The 13,709-nt window shown below is 68.0% G+C and carries 11 protein-coding genes; 6 read left to right on the forward strand and 5 right to left on the reverse strand.

Going from position 1 to position 13,709, the window contains the following annotated elements; genetic code table 11:
• Positions 1 to 49: 49 nt before the first annotated feature.
• From L6D89_RS10675 to L6D89_RS10690, 4 genes are all read right to left on the reverse strand, one after another.
• Positions 50 to 697, reverse strand: coding sequence for a FadR/GntR family transcriptional regulator (locus L6D89_RS10675; protein WP_236199664.1), 648 nt, complete (start codon positions 695 to 697; stop codon positions 50 to 52).
• Positions 698 to 826: 129 nt separating this feature from the next.
• Entirely contained in the window at positions 827 to 1,561 is a 735-nt protein-coding gene (gene xopAW, locus L6D89_RS10680; RefSeq protein WP_236199665.1) for an EF-hand domain-containing protein, read from the reverse strand.
• A 116-nt stretch (positions 1,562 to 1,677) separates the two neighbouring features.
• A complete protein-coding gene (locus tag L6D89_RS10685) occupies positions 1,678 to 2,796 on the reverse strand; it encodes a sensor histidine kinase (protein WP_236174567.1) in 1,119 nt (372 codons plus the stop codon).
• Positions 2,777 to 3,532 (reverse strand): response regulator, encoded by a 756-nt coding sequence (locus L6D89_RS10690; protein ID WP_236199666.1) that lies wholly within the window; start codon positions 3,530 to 3,532, stop codon positions 2,777 to 2,779. Before L6D89_RS10690 ends, L6D89_RS10685 begins: the two co-directional genes overlap by 20 nt.
• Positions 3,533 to 3,851: 319 nt before the next feature.
• Here L6D89_RS10690 and kdpF point away from each other — a divergent pair, with 319 nt between their 5' ends.
• The 6 genes from kdpF to L6D89_RS10720 all read left to right on the forward strand — a co-directional run bounded on the left by kdpF (position 3,852) and on the right by L6D89_RS10720 (position 12,182).
• Positions 3,852 to 3,941 (forward strand): K(+)-transporting ATPase subunit F, encoded by a 90-nt coding sequence (gene kdpF, locus L6D89_RS10695; RefSeq protein WP_009618573.1) that lies wholly within the window; start codon positions 3,852 to 3,854, stop codon positions 3,939 to 3,941.
• 8 nt (positions 3,942 to 3,949) lie between these two features.
• Positions 3,950 to 5,644 (forward strand): potassium-transporting ATPase subunit KdpA, encoded by a 1,695-nt coding sequence (kdpA, locus tag L6D89_RS10700; RefSeq protein ID WP_236199667.1) that lies wholly within the window; start codon positions 3,950 to 3,952, stop codon positions 5,642 to 5,644.
• A gap of 10 nt (positions 5,645 to 5,654) precedes the next feature.
• Positions 5,655 to 7,721, forward strand: a complete 2,067-nt coding sequence (gene kdpB / locus L6D89_RS10705) for a potassium-transporting ATPase subunit KdpB (RefSeq protein WP_236199668.1) — start codon at positions 5,655 to 5,657, stop codon at positions 7,719 to 7,721.
• Positions 7,722 to 7,971: 250 nt separating this feature from the next.
• Positions 7,972 to 8,520, forward strand: coding sequence for a potassium-transporting ATPase subunit KdpC (gene kdpC / locus L6D89_RS10710; RefSeq protein ID WP_236199669.1), 549 nt, complete (start codon positions 7,972 to 7,974; stop codon positions 8,518 to 8,520).
• Between the two features lie 271 nt (positions 8,521 to 8,791).
• Positions 8,792 to 11,449, forward strand: a complete 2,658-nt coding sequence (locus L6D89_RS10715; protein WP_236199670.1) for a sensor histidine kinase — start codon at positions 8,792 to 8,794, stop codon at positions 11,447 to 11,449.
• Positions 11,450 to 11,489: 40 nt separating this feature from the next.
• The gene (locus L6D89_RS10720) at positions 11,490 to 12,182 is read left to right on the forward strand and encodes a response regulator (protein ID WP_236199995.1); all 693 of its coding nucleotides are present in this window, start codon (positions 11,490 to 11,492) and stop codon (positions 12,180 to 12,182) included.
• Positions 12,183 to 12,629: 447 nt separating this feature from the next.
• Here the strand turns inward: L6D89_RS10720 and L6D89_RS10725 are convergent, their stop codons facing one another.
• Complete coding sequence (locus tag L6D89_RS10725; RefSeq protein ID WP_236199671.1) at positions 12,630 to 13,667, reverse strand: patatin-like phospholipase family protein; 1,038 nt, start codon at positions 13,665 to 13,667, stop codon at positions 12,630 to 12,632.
• Between the last annotated feature and the right edge of the window lie 42 nt (positions 13,668 to 13,709).

A 13,709-nucleotide genomic window follows, 5' to 3' on the forward strand; every position in this document is an offset into this window, starting at 1 on the left:
GGCATTCCAGGGCAGCAAGGCAGTCAGAATTGGCAGGAAGAAACAAGCGTCAGATCAGCAGCGCGCGGTTCGCTGTTGCGGCGGCTTCGGCGTCGCCCCGGGCGATGGCGTCGACCAGCTCGCGGTGCAGCTCGAAGCTCGGCTGCGGCCGGCTCGGGTCACCGATGGTGCGCTCCAGGCCGGCGCGGATGACCTGCGAGAAGTAGCGGTACAACTCGCTAAGCACCGGGTTGTGGGCACTGTCCACCACGCGCTGGTGGAAGGCCAGGTCATGGGCAATGTAGTCGTCCAGCGAGCCGCCGTGATGCACGGCAGAGGCTTCCAGCGCCTCGCGCAGGGCGACGAGGTCCGCCTCGGTGCGACGCTCGGCAGCCAGCCGGCTGGCTTCCACTTCGATGATGCCGCGCGCCTCCAGCGCCTGCTCCACCGAACTGCGGGCCAGTACCAGCATGGTGTCCAGCGGATCGGCACAGGCGCGCACGTAGGTGCCGTCGCCCTGGCGCACCTCCAGCACGCCGGAGAAGGTCAGCACGCGCACGGCTTCGCGCACCGTGTTGCGGCTCATGCCGAGGATCTCGGCGAGTTCGGGTTCTGGCGGCAGGCGCTGGCCGAGCGGCCAGGTGCCATCGTCGATTCGCAGGCGGATCTGTTCGAGGGCGATATCCACCAGCGAACGTTTCTGGACAGGGCTTGGCATGGAAACATCCAATCATCGGATGAATTTTCGGAAGCCAAGACTAGGGCAGGTACGCGGTGTTGGCAATCTGGCCAATCAGTGAAACCGCCGGAGCGGGGGGCGCTCCGGCGGCAAGGCAACGCGCGCGGCTCAGGCGGCGATGTTCAGCAGGCTGCCGCTGGTGGCCTGGAGCGTGGTGGGATCGCTGCTCTGGTACTGCTTGAGCAGATTGGCCACCAGCTTCTGGTAGGCCGCGCTGGTGTTGGCGTCTGTGCTGGACTGGCCGCCTGATTGGCTACCGGAGGGCGGGGCAGGCGGCGGGCCGTCGCTCCGCGCCTGGAAGGCACTGTTCAGCTCGTCGCTGCTGATGCCTCCGCTGCCATCGGTGTCGAGCTGGCTGAACAGCTGGCTGAGCTGGTCGCTGTCGTCGCCCTTGCCGGCGGCCGCCAGTTCGTCGGCGCTGATGACGCCGTCACCGTTGCTGTCCAGCGAACTGATCAGGTCCTCGCTGGAACCACCGGCGCCGCCCAGGCCACCGGGGCCACCCATGCCGCCGTGCGGGGGCGGCGGCATGGCGGCCGACAGTTCGTCCTGGGAGATGCCGCCGCTCCCGTCGCTGTCCAGCTGGGCGAGCAGGTCGTCGACATTGATGCTGCTGTCGCTGTCATCGGAGGACGACAGCGCGCTGGTCAGCTCGTCCTTGCTGATGCTGCCGTCGTCATCGCTGTCGATGGACTTGAACAGGTCTTCCTGGAATTTCGCCGCGCCCTGGGCGCCACCGCAGCTGCCGGTCCGGATGCCGGTGGTGCTGCTGGCGGCGGTCTGGGTCTTGGCGAGCGTCGAGCCGGTGTAATAGCTCGAATAGCTGCTGACGCCGCTGATCATAGGACTGTCTCCATGGTTGCCCGGAGGGTTCTCCGGTTTTCGCAGCCTCGGTGGCGTCTGTGTCGCGGGTATGTGTGCTTTGTATGCAGGCTTCTACATCAGCCGCGCGGCAGGGTTCAGTTGCGCGGGAGCCGGAGCACGGCGGTGGCGCCGCCGCCCGGGGTTTCCTCGAAGGCCAGGTCGCCGCCCTGGCGCCGCGCGGCATCGCGGGCAATGGCCAGGCCGAGGCCGACACCGCCGGAGTTGCGGTTGCGCGAACCTTCCAGGCGGAAGAATGGCTCGAACACCTGCTCGCGCAGTTCCGCGGGAATGCCCGGACCGTGGTCGCGCACGCGGATTTCCACGTCGCGGCTGCCGTCGCGCAGCTCGATGCTGACATCGCCGGCATAGCGCAGGGCGTTGTCCAGCAGGTTGTTCAGGCAGGAGCGCAACGCCATGGGTTGCACCTTGAGCGGCGCGCAATAGCCTTCCACGCCGACGTCGGCACCGCGTTCGCAGGCGTCTTCGGCCAGGGAGTCGGCCAGTGCCTTGACGTCGAACCACTGTTGCGGCTCGGTGGCGCGCTCCTGCTGCAGGTAGTGCAGGGTGGAGTCGAGCATGCCGATCATTTCGGCCAGATCCTGGCCGATGCGGGTACGCAGTTGCGGGTTGTCGATTTCCTCGACACGAAGGCGCAGGCGCGACAGCGGTGTGCGCAGGTCATGGGAGACCGCCACGAGCATGCGGCTGCGCTGCTGGACCTGCTCGCGGATGCGTTCGCGCATGCGGTTGAAGGCATGGGCGGCCTGGCGTGCTTCCCGCGGGCCGGTTTCCGGCAGGGGCGGACTGTCGAGGTCTTCGGAGAGGCGCAGCGCGGCGTCGCCCATGTGTTGCACCGGACGGGCCAGCAGGCGCGCACCGACGTAGGCGGCGAGGATCAGCGTGAGCAACTGGAAGGCGAACGGCACACTCCAGAACGGCAGGCGCGGCGGCGGTGGTGGCGGCGGGCGGAAGCCCTCGGGGCCTGCCGGGAAACCGTCCGGCGGCGGGCCGCGTTGCAATCCCTGTTCCGCTGGCGACGGGGGTGGCGGCTCGTGGCGCGGCCCGTAGTGATGGAACCAGGTGAATGCCAGCAGGTGCGCGACCACGATGGCCAGCAGGAATACGCCGAACAGCCGGGCGAACAGGCTGTCGGCGCGCTCCAGCGGTTTTTCCTTCGCGCGCTCGGGCGCGGACTCAGGCGATGTCGCGGACATCGAACAGATAGCCTTCGCCGCGCACGGTCTTGATCAGCCGGGGCGAGCGCGGATCGTCGCCGAGCTTCTGCCGCAGGCGCGAGACGAGCAGGTCGATGCTGCGGTCGAAGGCCTCGATGGTGCGGCCGCGGGCGGCGTCCAGCAGCAGTTCGCGATTGAGCACCCGCCGCGGGCGTTCGAGGAATACCCAGAGCAGGCGGAATTCGGCGTTGGACAGCGGCACCACCAGACCATCCGGCGCATGCAGCTGGCGCAGCACGCTGTCCAGGCGCCACTGGTCGAAGCGCACCTGGGCGCGCGGTTCGCCGCGTGCGCCTTCTTCGCTGGAGGCGCTGGTGCCGCGCGCACGGCGCAGGATGGTCTGGATACGCGCCACCAGTTCGCGCGGCTCGAAGGGCTTGGCCATGTAGTCGTCGGCGCCCAGTTCCAGGCCGATGATGCGGTCCGCCGGCTCGCAGCGCGCGGTGAGCATGAGGATCGGGATATCCGACTCGGCGCGCAGGTAGCGGCACAACGACAGGCCGTCTTCGCCGGGCAGCATCAGGTCGAGGACCACCACGTCGTAGCTGTCGCTCTCCAGCGCACGGCGCATCTCGACGCCGTCGGCGACGCCGTGGGCCTCGATGTTGAAACGCGCGAGATAACCGCAGAGCAGCTCGCGGATCGGCTCGTCGTCATCCACCAGCAGGGCGCGGGTGGTCCAGCGGCGTGGGTCGTCGGAAGTGCTCGGGTACATGAGGAAACCTGTCGCGGGAATCGTGGGGCAGGGTGGCCAGGGGCCGCCAGGGCATGCGACGGATGCATGCTAACCCGTCATCACGTGCGCGGGCCATGGTCGGCGAGGCTGCGGCCGACGGGTGTCGTCAGCGTGTCCGCTCTGTATCGGTTTCGATACATGCCCGCCAGGCGGCGATTCCAGGCGGTTTTTTACGCCTTCTTTACGCTGCCCGGCGAGCCTGGGAATCGCTCCTTTACGCGCTCCTTGCGGAAAATTTCCGTCAAGCGGCAACAGCCGCATCAAGCGATGGAATCGCCCGCGTGAGGAGAAAGCAATCATGAGCGTGCTCGACGGTGTATCCCTGGTCCTGGCCACGGGACTGTTCATCTACCTGCTGGTGGCGCTGCTGCGCGCCGACCGCTCCTAGGGGATGCCATGAACAGTCATGACGTGTTGCTGATCGTTGCCTTCCTGGCGCTGGTGCTGGTGCCGGCGCCGTTCCTCGGGCGCTTCTACTACAAGGTGATGGAGGGCCAGCGGACCTTCCTCAGTCCGCTGTTCCTGCCGGTGGAGCGGGCCACCTACCGCGCCTGCGGCATCCACCCCGAGGACGAGCAGGACTGGAAGAGCTACACCCTGGCGCTGCTGGCCTTCAACCTGGCCGGGCTGGTGCTGCTGTTCGCCATCCTCCTGCTGCAGGGTGGCCTGCCGCTCAATCCGCAGCATCTGCCGGGCCTGGAGTGGACGCTGGCGTTCAACACGGCGGTGAGCTTCGTCACCAATACCAACTGGCAGGCCTACAGTGGCGAAGCCTCGCTGAGCTACCTGAGCCAGATGCTCGGCCTGACCGTGCAGAACTTCGTCAGCGCCGCCGTCGGCCTGGCCGTGCTGGTGGCGCTGGCCCGCGGCATCTCGCGCAAGTCGACGAACAACCTCGGCAACTTCTGGGTCGACCTGACTCGCGCCACCCTCTACGGGCTGATCCCGCTGTGCCTGTTGCTGGCGCTGCTGCTGGTCTGGCAGGGCGTGCCGCAGACCTTCCTCGACTATGCCCACGCACTGACCGTGCAGGGTGCCGACCAGTCCATTCCGCTGGGCCCGGCGGCCAGCCAGATCGCCATCAAGCAACTGGGCACCAACGGTGGCGGCTTCTTCGGCGTGAACTCGGCGCACCCGTTCGAGAACCCGACCATCTGGAGCAACCTGTTCGAGGTCGTCTCGATCATCCTGATCCCGGCTGCGCTGGTGTTCACCTTCGGCCACTACGTGAAGGACCTGCGCCAGAGCCGCGCCATCCTCGGTTGCATGCTGCTGCTGTTCGCCCTCGGCCTGGGCGCCTCGCTGTGGGCCGAGTACCAGCCCAACCCGGCACTCAGCGCGCTGCCGGTGGAGCAGGTCGCGCCGCTGGAAGGCAAGGAGAGCCGCTTCGGCACCACGGCCAGCGTGCTCTGGTCGGTGACCACCACCGCCGCCTCCAACGGCTCGGTAAACGCCATGCATGACAGCCTCAACCCGCTGTCGGGCATGGTCGCGATGCTCAACATGATGGTCGGCGAAGTGATCTTCGGCGGCGTTGGCGCGGGGCTCTACGGCATGCTGCTGTTCGTTCTGGTGGCGGTGTTCCTCGCCGGGCTGATGGTCGGCCGCACCCCGGAATACCTCGGCAAGAAGCTCGAAGCCCGCGAAGTCCGCCTGCTGGTGGCGACCCTGCTGGTGATGCCGGTGGGCGTGCTGGTACTCGGCGCCATCGCCGCCAGCCTGCCCGGCCCGGCCTCGGCGGTGAGCAACCCCGGTGCCCACGGCTTCAGCCAGCTGCTCTACGCCTACACCTCGGGCACCGCGAACAACGGCTCGGCCTTCGCCGGCTTCGGCGCCAACACGCCGTTCCACAACCTGATGATCGCCCTGGCCATGCTGATCGGCCGCTTCGGCTACATCCTCCCGGTGCTGGCGATCGCCGGCAGCCTGGCGGCGAAGAAGGCCACCCCGGTCGGCCCCAACAGCTTCCCGACCCACGGCCTGCTGTTCGTCAGCCTGCTGACCGCGACCATCCTGCTGGTGGGTGGCCTGAACTTCCTGCCGACGCTGGTGCTGGGCCCGGTGGCCGATCACCTGACGCTCGGTTTCTGAGGAACCTGCAATGAACGCTAAAACCCAGGAACTGGCCCTGAACAAGGCCGTCGAGAAACGTCCGACCACCGCGCTGTCCGCCCTCTGGAAGCCAGCGCTGCTGCAGGCCTTCATCAAGCTCGACCCACGCCAGCTGCAACGCTCGCCGGTCATGCTGGTGGTGGCCCTGACCGCCGTGCTGACCACCGTGCTCTGCGTGGTCGGTGGCGAGGCGGTGCCCACTTTCGTCGCCGTGCAGATCGCGGTGTGGCTGTGGTTCACCGTGCTCTTCGCCAACTTCGCCGAAGCTCTCGCAGAAGGCCGCGGCAAGGCCCGCGCCGACAGCCTCAAGGCCGGTACCCAGGGCCTGCAGGCCATGCGCATGGCGGTGACCGGAAAGTTCGAGAAAGTCGCCGCCAGCAGCCTGCGCAAGGGCGACGTGGTGCGGGTCGAAGCCGGCGAGCTGATCCCCGGTGATGGCGAGGTGATCGAGGGCGTGGCGGCGGTCAACGAGGCCGCCATTACCGGTGAATCCGCGCCGGTGATCCGCGAATCCGGCGGCGACCGCTCGGCCGTCACCGGCAACACCCGGCTGGTGTCCGACTGGCTGCTGGTGAAGATCACCGCCAATCCCGGCGAGTCCACCCTCGACCGCATGATCGCCCTGGTGGAAGGCGCCAAGCGGCAGAAGACCCCCAACGAAGTCGCGCTGGACATCCTGCTGATCGGTCTGACGCTGATCTTCCTGCTGGTGGTCGTGACCCTGAAGCCTTTCGCCCTGTTCGCCGGCGGCAACCTGCCGCTGGTGTTCCTGGTGGCGCTGCTGGTGACGCTGATCCCTACCACCATCGGCGGCCTGCTCTCGGCCATCGGCATCGCCGGCATGGACCGCCTGGTGCGCCTGAACGTCATCGCCAAGTCCGGCCGCGCCGTGGAAGCGGCGGGGGACGTGCATGTACTGATGCTCGACAAGACCGGCACCATCACCTTCGGCAACCGCCGCTGCAGCGCGCTGCACACCGCACCCGGCGTGCAGCCGCTGGAGCTGGCCGAGGGTGCGTTCCTTGCCTCGCTGGCCGATGACACGCCCGAGGGCAAGTCCATCGTTGAGTTCCTCCGTGCGCAGATCGTCCTGCCGGAGCCGGAGCCGGAGCGCAGTCGCGTGACGCCGATCGCCTTCAGCGCCGAGACGCGCCTGTCGGGCATCGACATGGACGGCCACGTCTACCGCAAGGGCGCCGTCGACGCCGCGCTGGCCTTCGTTGGCCTGGAGCGCGCGCAGATGCCGGAAAGCCTGGCCAAGGAAATCGAACGGATCGCCCAGAGCGGTGGCACGCCGCTGCTGGTGGTGGCCGACGGCAAGCTGCTGGGCGCCATCCACCTGAAGGACGTGGTCAAGCCAGGCATCCGCGAGCGCTTCGCCGAATTGCGGCGCATGGGCATCCGCACCGTGATGGTGACCGGCGACAACCCGCTGACCGCTGCCGCCATCGCTGCCGAGGCGGGCGTGGACGACGTGATCGCCGAAGCCACCCCGGAGAAGAAGCTGGCGCGCATCCGCCAGGAGCAGGGTGAAGGTCGCATGGTCGCCATGTGCGGCGACGGCGCCAACGACGCCCCCGCGCTGGCCCAGGCCGATGTCGGCATGGCCATGAACGACGGCACCCAGGCCGCCCGCGAGGCCGCCAACCTGGTAGACCTGGACAGTGACCCGACCAAGCTGCTGGACGTGGTGCAGGTGGGCAAGGAACTGCTGGTGACCCGTGGCGCGCTGACTACCTTCTCGGTGGCCAACGACGTGGCCAAGTACTTCGCCATCCTCCCCGCGCTGTTCGCCGGCATCTACCCGCAGCTGGGCGTACTCAACGTGATGAAACTGGCCAGCCCGCAGAGCGCGATCCTCTCGGCCATCGTGTTCAACGCGCTGATCATCGTCGCCCTGATCCCCCTGGCCCTGCGCGGCGTGCGCGTGCAGGCCAGCGACGCCTCGCAGCTGCTGCGGCGCAACCTGCTGATCTACGGCGTCGGCGGGCTGCTCGCGCCGTTCGTGGGGATCAAGCTGATCGACATGCTGCTCGTCGCCATCGGCCTCGCCTGATGCTCTCTGTAGGTTGGCGTGGAGCGAAGCGATACCCAACAGATCGCGGGACCGCGATGGGTATCGCTCCGCTCCACCCATCCTGCGAACTTGCTCGCGAACCGCCCGAGCGCCGGAGCAGCCGGATGACTGTTCGCGAGCAAGCTCGCTCCTACCGTTAAGGTCCGGCGCCGAATTACCCCCTCTCCCCTGGGAGAGGGCTGGGGTGAGGGGAAGCCTCTCGCTCCGAACCCAACAGAGGAACACCAACATGCTCAAGCAACTCCGCCCCGCCATTGTCTCGCTGGTCCTGCTCAGCGCTGTTACCGGCGTCGCCTACCCGCTGGCCGTCACCGGCATCGCCCAGGTCGCCTTCCACGAGCAGGCCAACGGCAGCCTGGTGCGCGACGAAAACGGCAACGTTCGCGGCTCGGCCCTGATCGCACAGAAATTCGACGGCGCCCAGTGGTTCCATTCGCGCCCTTCGGCCGGCGACTTCGCCACCGTTTCCAGCAGCGCCAGCAACCTTGCGCCCGGCAACCCGGCGCTGGCCGAGCGCATCGCCAAGGACGCCGCCGCCCAGCAGATCGGCAGCCAACCGGTGCCGCTGGCGCTGGTCACCACTTCCGGCAGCGGCCTCGACCCGCAACTGCCGCCGGCCGCCGCGCTGTATCAGGTGCCGCGCATCGCCCTGGAACGCGGCGTCCCGGCGGCGAGCCTGGAGAAGCTGGTGGAGGCCAACACCGAGCGCCCGCTGATCGGCCCCGCCGTGGTCAACGTGCTGGCGCTGAACATGGCCCTGGCCAGCCTGCCTCGCTAGACTCCAGCGCCTGCATGGCAGGGTGCGGCCAGGGTTGGAACGCAGGGCGAATAACCTGGAGCAGGTTATCCGCCGGCTCTGATCGTGGTGGATAACGCTGGCGCGTTATGCACCCTGCACAGCACGCGCATGCGTTGTTCTGGCAGACGCGCCGGCCGATGCCATGCAGGGAGGCGGTGCTGGCTGACGGTATTTCCCCGTGGGAAAGAGGTTTCGCCCCTTCTCCAGCAACACATGAACGCGCGCCACCAAGCACTTCGAGGATAGCGACATGACCGACCCCAACCGCGCCGATGCCCTGCTGGCCGACCTGCCTGCCATGGGCCGTGGCCGTCTCAAGGTATTCCTTGGCGCCGCGCCGGGCGTCGGCAAGACCTACGCGATGCTCCTGGCTGCCCAGAGTCAACTGCGCCAGGGCGTGAAACTGCGCGTCGGCATCGTCGAAACCCACGGTCGCGCGGAGACCGAGGCACTGCTCGCCGGCCTGCCGCAGCAGGCGCTCAAGCGCTCCGACTACCGTGGCATCACCCTAGAGGAAATGGACCTCGACGGCCTGCTCGCCGACCCGCCCGCGCTGGCGCTGGTGGACGAGTTGGCCCACAGCAACGCCCCCGGCAGCCGCCACGCCAAGCGCTGGCAGGACATCCAGGAACTGCTCTCGGCCGGCATCGACGTCTACACCACGGTCAACGTCCAGCACCTGGAAAGCCTCAACGACCACGTGCGTGACATCACCGGCGTGCAGGTGCGCGAAACCGTGCCTGACTGGGTGCTGCAGGAAGCCTACGAACTGTTGCTGGTGGACCTGCCGCCGCGCGAACTGCTGGAGCGCCTGCGCGAAGGCAAGGTCTACGTACCCGAGCAGGCGCGCGCCGCCATCGACGCCTTCTTCAGTCAGACCAACCTCACCGCGCTGCGCGAACTGGCCATGCAGACCGCCGCCGCGCGGGTCGACGCCGACCTTGCCCACCGCTACCGGCAGCAGGGCGGGGAAGCGCCGGCGGTGCGCGGGCGCCTGCTGGTCGGCGTGGATGGCGAACACCACGCCGAGCGCCTGGTGCGCCACGCCAGCCGCGTGGCCGAGCGCCGGCACCTGCCCTGGTCGCTGGTGCACGTCGACACCGGCGAAGCACGCAGCGAAGAGTCGCGCATGCAATTGCAGGGCGCCCAGCAACTGGCCGAGCGTCTCGGCGGCGACGTGGTGGAACTGCGTGGCGGCGAAGTCGCACGCACCCTGGTCGAGCATGCCAAGGAGCGTCGCGCCACTCTATTGCTGGTCGGCCGGTCGCGGCAGCGCTGGTATCGCCGGTTGTTCGGCGGCGGGCTCGCGGCGCGCCTGCTGCGTTTGGGCGACGGCCTGGAAATCAGCGTGCTCGACAGCGAGGCCGACCTCACGCCGCCCAGGGTTCGCCCGCAAACGCCCTGGCCCTGGGGCAACTACCTGCTTGCCGCCCTGGCCGCTGCCTGCGCCAGTGCGCTGGCCTGGGGCGTGGCCAGCATACTGGAACTGCCGAACATCTCCCTGGTGTTCCTTGCCGCGGTGTTGCTGGTGGCGGTGCGCAGCAGCCTCGGCCCGGCGCTGGCCTGCGCCGTGCTGTCGTTCCTGGCCTATGACTTCCTGTTCATCCCGCCGCATTTCTCCTTCTCCATCCAGCGCGAAGAGGACGTGCTGACCCTGCTGTTCTTCCTGCTCATGGCTGGCCTCACCGGTAACCTCGCCGCCCGTCAGCGCCGGCAGTTGCAGGCGCTGCGCGAGACGCAGGAGGAGACCAGCCAGATGCTCGACCTGTCGCGCAAGCTCACCGCCGCCACCGACCGCCAGGCGGTGATGGCCGCCGCTGCGCAGCAACTGGGTGGCTGGGAGGGGCTGGATATCTGCCTGCTCGGGCAGGTCAACCGCGAGTGGAAAATCGAAGGCGGCCTGAGTCGAGCGCTGGAGGATCAGGAGCGCGCCGCCGCCGACTGGGCCTGGCAACACGACCAGCCGGCCGGCCTGGGTACCGGCACGCTACCGGGCGGGCGCTGGTGGTGGTGGCCGCTATCCGGCGAGGACGGCCCGTTGGCGTTGCTCGGCGTCAGCCCGCGTGACGGTCAGCCGCTGCCGGGCTCGCGTCGCCGCCTGCTCGCCGCCCTCGGCCAGCCCCTGGGCCAGGCGCTGGCCCGTGCGCGCCTGGCCGATGACCTGGAAGCCGCGCGCCTGCATGGCGAAACCGAACAACTGCGCAGTGCGCTGCTGGCCTCGGTCAGCCATGACCTGCGCACGCCGCTGACCTCCATGCGCGGCGCCATCGACAGCCTGCTGGCGCTCGGTGACGCGATCCCGCCGCCGGACCGCCGCGAACTGCTGGAAAGCACCCGCGACGAGGCCGAGCGGCTGGACCGCTACATCCAGAACCTGCTCGACATGACCCGCCTGGGCCACGGCGGCCTGAAACTCTCGCGGGACTGGGTATCGCCCGGCGACATCGTCGGCAGCGCGCTCAACCGCCTGCGCGCGGTGGTCGCGCCGTATCGCGTGGAAACCCGCGTGCCGCCGGAGCTGCCGCTGCTCTACGTACATGCTGCGCTGATCGAGCAGGCGCTGGTCAACGTGCTGGAAAACGCCGCGCGCTTCTCGCCGCCGCAAGGCCGCCTGCGGGTGGTGGTGGAGCAGGGCGACGGGGAGCTGCGCTTCTTGGTCAGCGACGAGGGGCCGGGCATTCCGCCAGCCGAGCGGGAGAAGATCTTCGACATGTTCTACACCGCTGCGCGCGGTGACCGTGGCGGGCAGGGTACCGGGCTGGGCCTGGCGATCTGCCAGGGCATGGTCGGCGCCCACGGCGGGCGTATCACCGTCGAGGATGGTATCGATGGGCGCGGCACCACCCTCGTGCTGCACCTGCCACTGCAGCAGCAGCCGGACCTGGAGCAGCTTGATGCTGCTGTCTGAAAGGCTCAAGCTGGACGCCCCCAGCCAGTCCGGACTGCCGATGAACGCCAGCGCCGCCACCATCCTGGTCGTCGACGACGAACCGCAGATCCGCAAGTTCCTCCGCATCAGCCTCAGCGCTGGCGGCTACAAGGTGCTCGAAGCCGGCACCGGCGAAGAGGGCCTGGCCCAGGCCGCGCTGGGCCGCCCGGACCTGGTGGTGCTCGACCTCGGCCTGCCGGACAAGGACGGCCAGGACGTCCTGCGTGAACTGCGCGAATGGTCGCAGGTGCCGGTGCTGGTGCTCTCGGTACGCGCCAGCGAAAGCGAGAAGGTGCTGGCGCTGGACAGCGGCGCCAATGACTACGTGACCAAGCCTTTCGGCATCCAGGAGTTTCTTGCGCGCATCCGTGTGTTGCTGCGCCAGGGCGGTAGTGGCGAGACGCAGGAGGCGGTGGTGGCGGTCGGGCCGCTGAGCGTGGATTTCTCCTACCGCCGGGTGCTGCTCGACGGCGCGGAAGTCTCGCTGACCCGCAAGGAGTACGCAGTGCTTTCGACCCTCGCCCGGCATGTCGGGCGGGTGGTGACCCAGCAGCAGTTGCTCAAGGATATCTGGGGGCCGACGCACACCGAGGACACTCACTATCTGCGAGTGGTCGTCGGTCATCTGCGGCAGAAGCTTGCCGATGATCCGACGAGTCCGCGCTTCATTGTGACCGAGGCGGGAGTCGGTTACCGCCTGCGCGAGGCCTGACCGCGCGAGGTACGTTCCCGCGTAGGAGCGGACTCCGTCCGCGATGTGTATGCCTCGCGCCGTGTATTCCCCCGCCGCTGTGGCGCACGCGTGGACTTTCTGTTTCGCCCCCTCGGGCGAGTCCCTTTTGTCAGACGCCACAAAAGGAACCAAAAAGTCTTGCCCCGGACATCCGGTTTTTCGCTCAGGCGAAAAATACCCTCGTTGAATCGAAGTTTCAGGGGCACGCCACGACGGGCCATCCCTGGCCCATCGTGGCTCTCGCGACATCCATGTCGCTCAACCCCTGAAACTCCGCTTCAACGAGGCCTCCTGAATGGGGCGTTCGGCGTGCGCGGGTGTTTCTCTGGAAGTCTTCAAAAACCAGAGCCAGAGCCAAAGCGGCGCGAGTCGGGTTTCTGTAGGAGCGAGCTTGCTCGCGAACCCGCACGGCACCGGATCAACCGGTCAATACGGATTCTCCGCCTCATACCGATCCAGCGTATCGCTGGCAATCTGCCGGCCAAGGGCGATGAGTTCCGGAGCCTTGTAGAACTCGAAGAAGCGGCACACGCGCTTGGGCACGTTGATCAGGATGTCCGGCGGGTAACCGGCGATCTTGTACTGCGCCAGCGACGTCTGCATCACCTCGAAGCTCTGGTTCACCAGTTCCAGCAAGGAAGCCGGGCTGCTGCTGTCGATCACGTGGCTGCCGGTGGCCGAGCGTGGCGAGCCCTTGGCCTGGGGGGCGGCGGCGGGTTGCTGCATCTCCGGCTCGGCGGGCTCCTCCGAGGTGGCCGGGACCGGGTGCAGCAGGGCGTCGGCGATCAGCTCGGGTGGCGGCTCGGACTCTCCCTTGCGGAAGAAACTGAGCTTGTTGGACAGCCCGGAGAGCACCGCGTCGAAGCGGCCTTTCAGGGCGGCGGGGCGCTCGATCACCGGCAGCGAGTACTGGCGCTGGTTGGTGGCGTTGAGGTTGACCGCGACGATCAGGTCGGCGTGGGTCGAGACCACCGGGACGATCGGCAGCGGGTTGAGCAGGCCGCCGTCCACCAGCATGCGCGAGCCCTGCATGACCGGGGTGAACAGGCTGGGAATCGCCGCCGAGGCGCGCATGGCCTGGTGCAGGCAGCCTTCCTGGAACCAGATTTCCTGCTGGTTGGTCAGGTCGGTGGCGACTGCCGTGTAGGGAATCGGCAAGTCCTCGATGTTGATCTCGCCGAGCAGCTCGTGAATCTTGCCGAACACCCGCTCGCCGCGAATGGCGCCCAGGCGGAAGCTGACGTCGAGCAGGCGCAGCACGTCGAGGTAGTCCAGGCTTTCCACCCAGTCACGGTAATCCCCGAGCTTGCCAGCGGCGTAGATGCCGCCGATCACCGCGCCCATGGAGCAGCCGGCGATGCACACCACCTCGTAGCCGCGCCGTTCGATCTCCTCGATCACTCCGATATGCGCGTAACCGCGCGCGCCGCCGGAACCGAGTACCAGCGCGATCTGTTTTGACATAGGGCAACTCCGCGTTACGAACTGCCCGACGATACGCCGGGG

The sequence above is a fragment of the Pseudomonas pseudonitroreducens genome (assembly GCF_021603645.1).
GTDB lineage: Bacteria > Pseudomonadota > Gammaproteobacteria > Pseudomonadales > Pseudomonadaceae > Pseudomonas > Pseudomonas pseudonitroreducens.

Coding starts and splice junctions, on each gene's coding strand:
- L6D89_RS10675 (WP_236199664.1), bottom strand. CDS start 697: ATGCCAAGCCCTGTCCAGAAACGTTCGCTGGTGGATATCGCCCTCGAA.
- xopAW (WP_236199665.1), bottom strand. CDS start 1,561: ATGATCAGCGGCGTCAGCAGCTATTCGAGCTATTACACCGGCTCGACG.
- L6D89_RS10685 (WP_236174567.1), bottom strand. CDS start 2,796: ATGTCCGCGACATCGCCTGAGTCCGCGCCCGAGCGCGCGAAGGAAAAA.
- L6D89_RS10690 (WP_236199666.1), bottom strand. CDS start 3,532: ATGTACCCGAGCACTTCCGACGACCCACGCCGCTGGACCACCCGCGCC.
- kdpF (WP_009618573.1), top strand. CDS start 3,852: ATGAGCGTGCTCGACGGTGTATCCCTGGTCCTGGCCACGGGACTGTTC.
- kdpA (WP_236199667.1), top strand. CDS start 3,950: ATGAACAGTCATGACGTGTTGCTGATCGTTGCCTTCCTGGCGCTGGTG.
- kdpB (WP_236199668.1), top strand. CDS start 5,655: ATGAACGCTAAAACCCAGGAACTGGCCCTGAACAAGGCCGTCGAGAAA.
- kdpC (WP_236199669.1), top strand. CDS start 7,972: ATGCTCAAGCAACTCCGCCCCGCCATTGTCTCGCTGGTCCTGCTCAGC.
- L6D89_RS10715 (WP_236199670.1), top strand. CDS start 8,792: ATGACCGACCCCAACCGCGCCGATGCCCTGCTGGCCGACCTGCCTGCC.
- L6D89_RS10720 (WP_236199995.1), top strand. CDS start 11,490: ATGAACGCCAGCGCCGCCACCATCCTGGTCGTCGACGACGAACCGCAG.
- L6D89_RS10725 (WP_236199671.1), bottom strand. CDS start 13,667: ATGTCAAAACAGATCGCGCTGGTACTCGGTTCCGGCGGCGCGCGCGGT.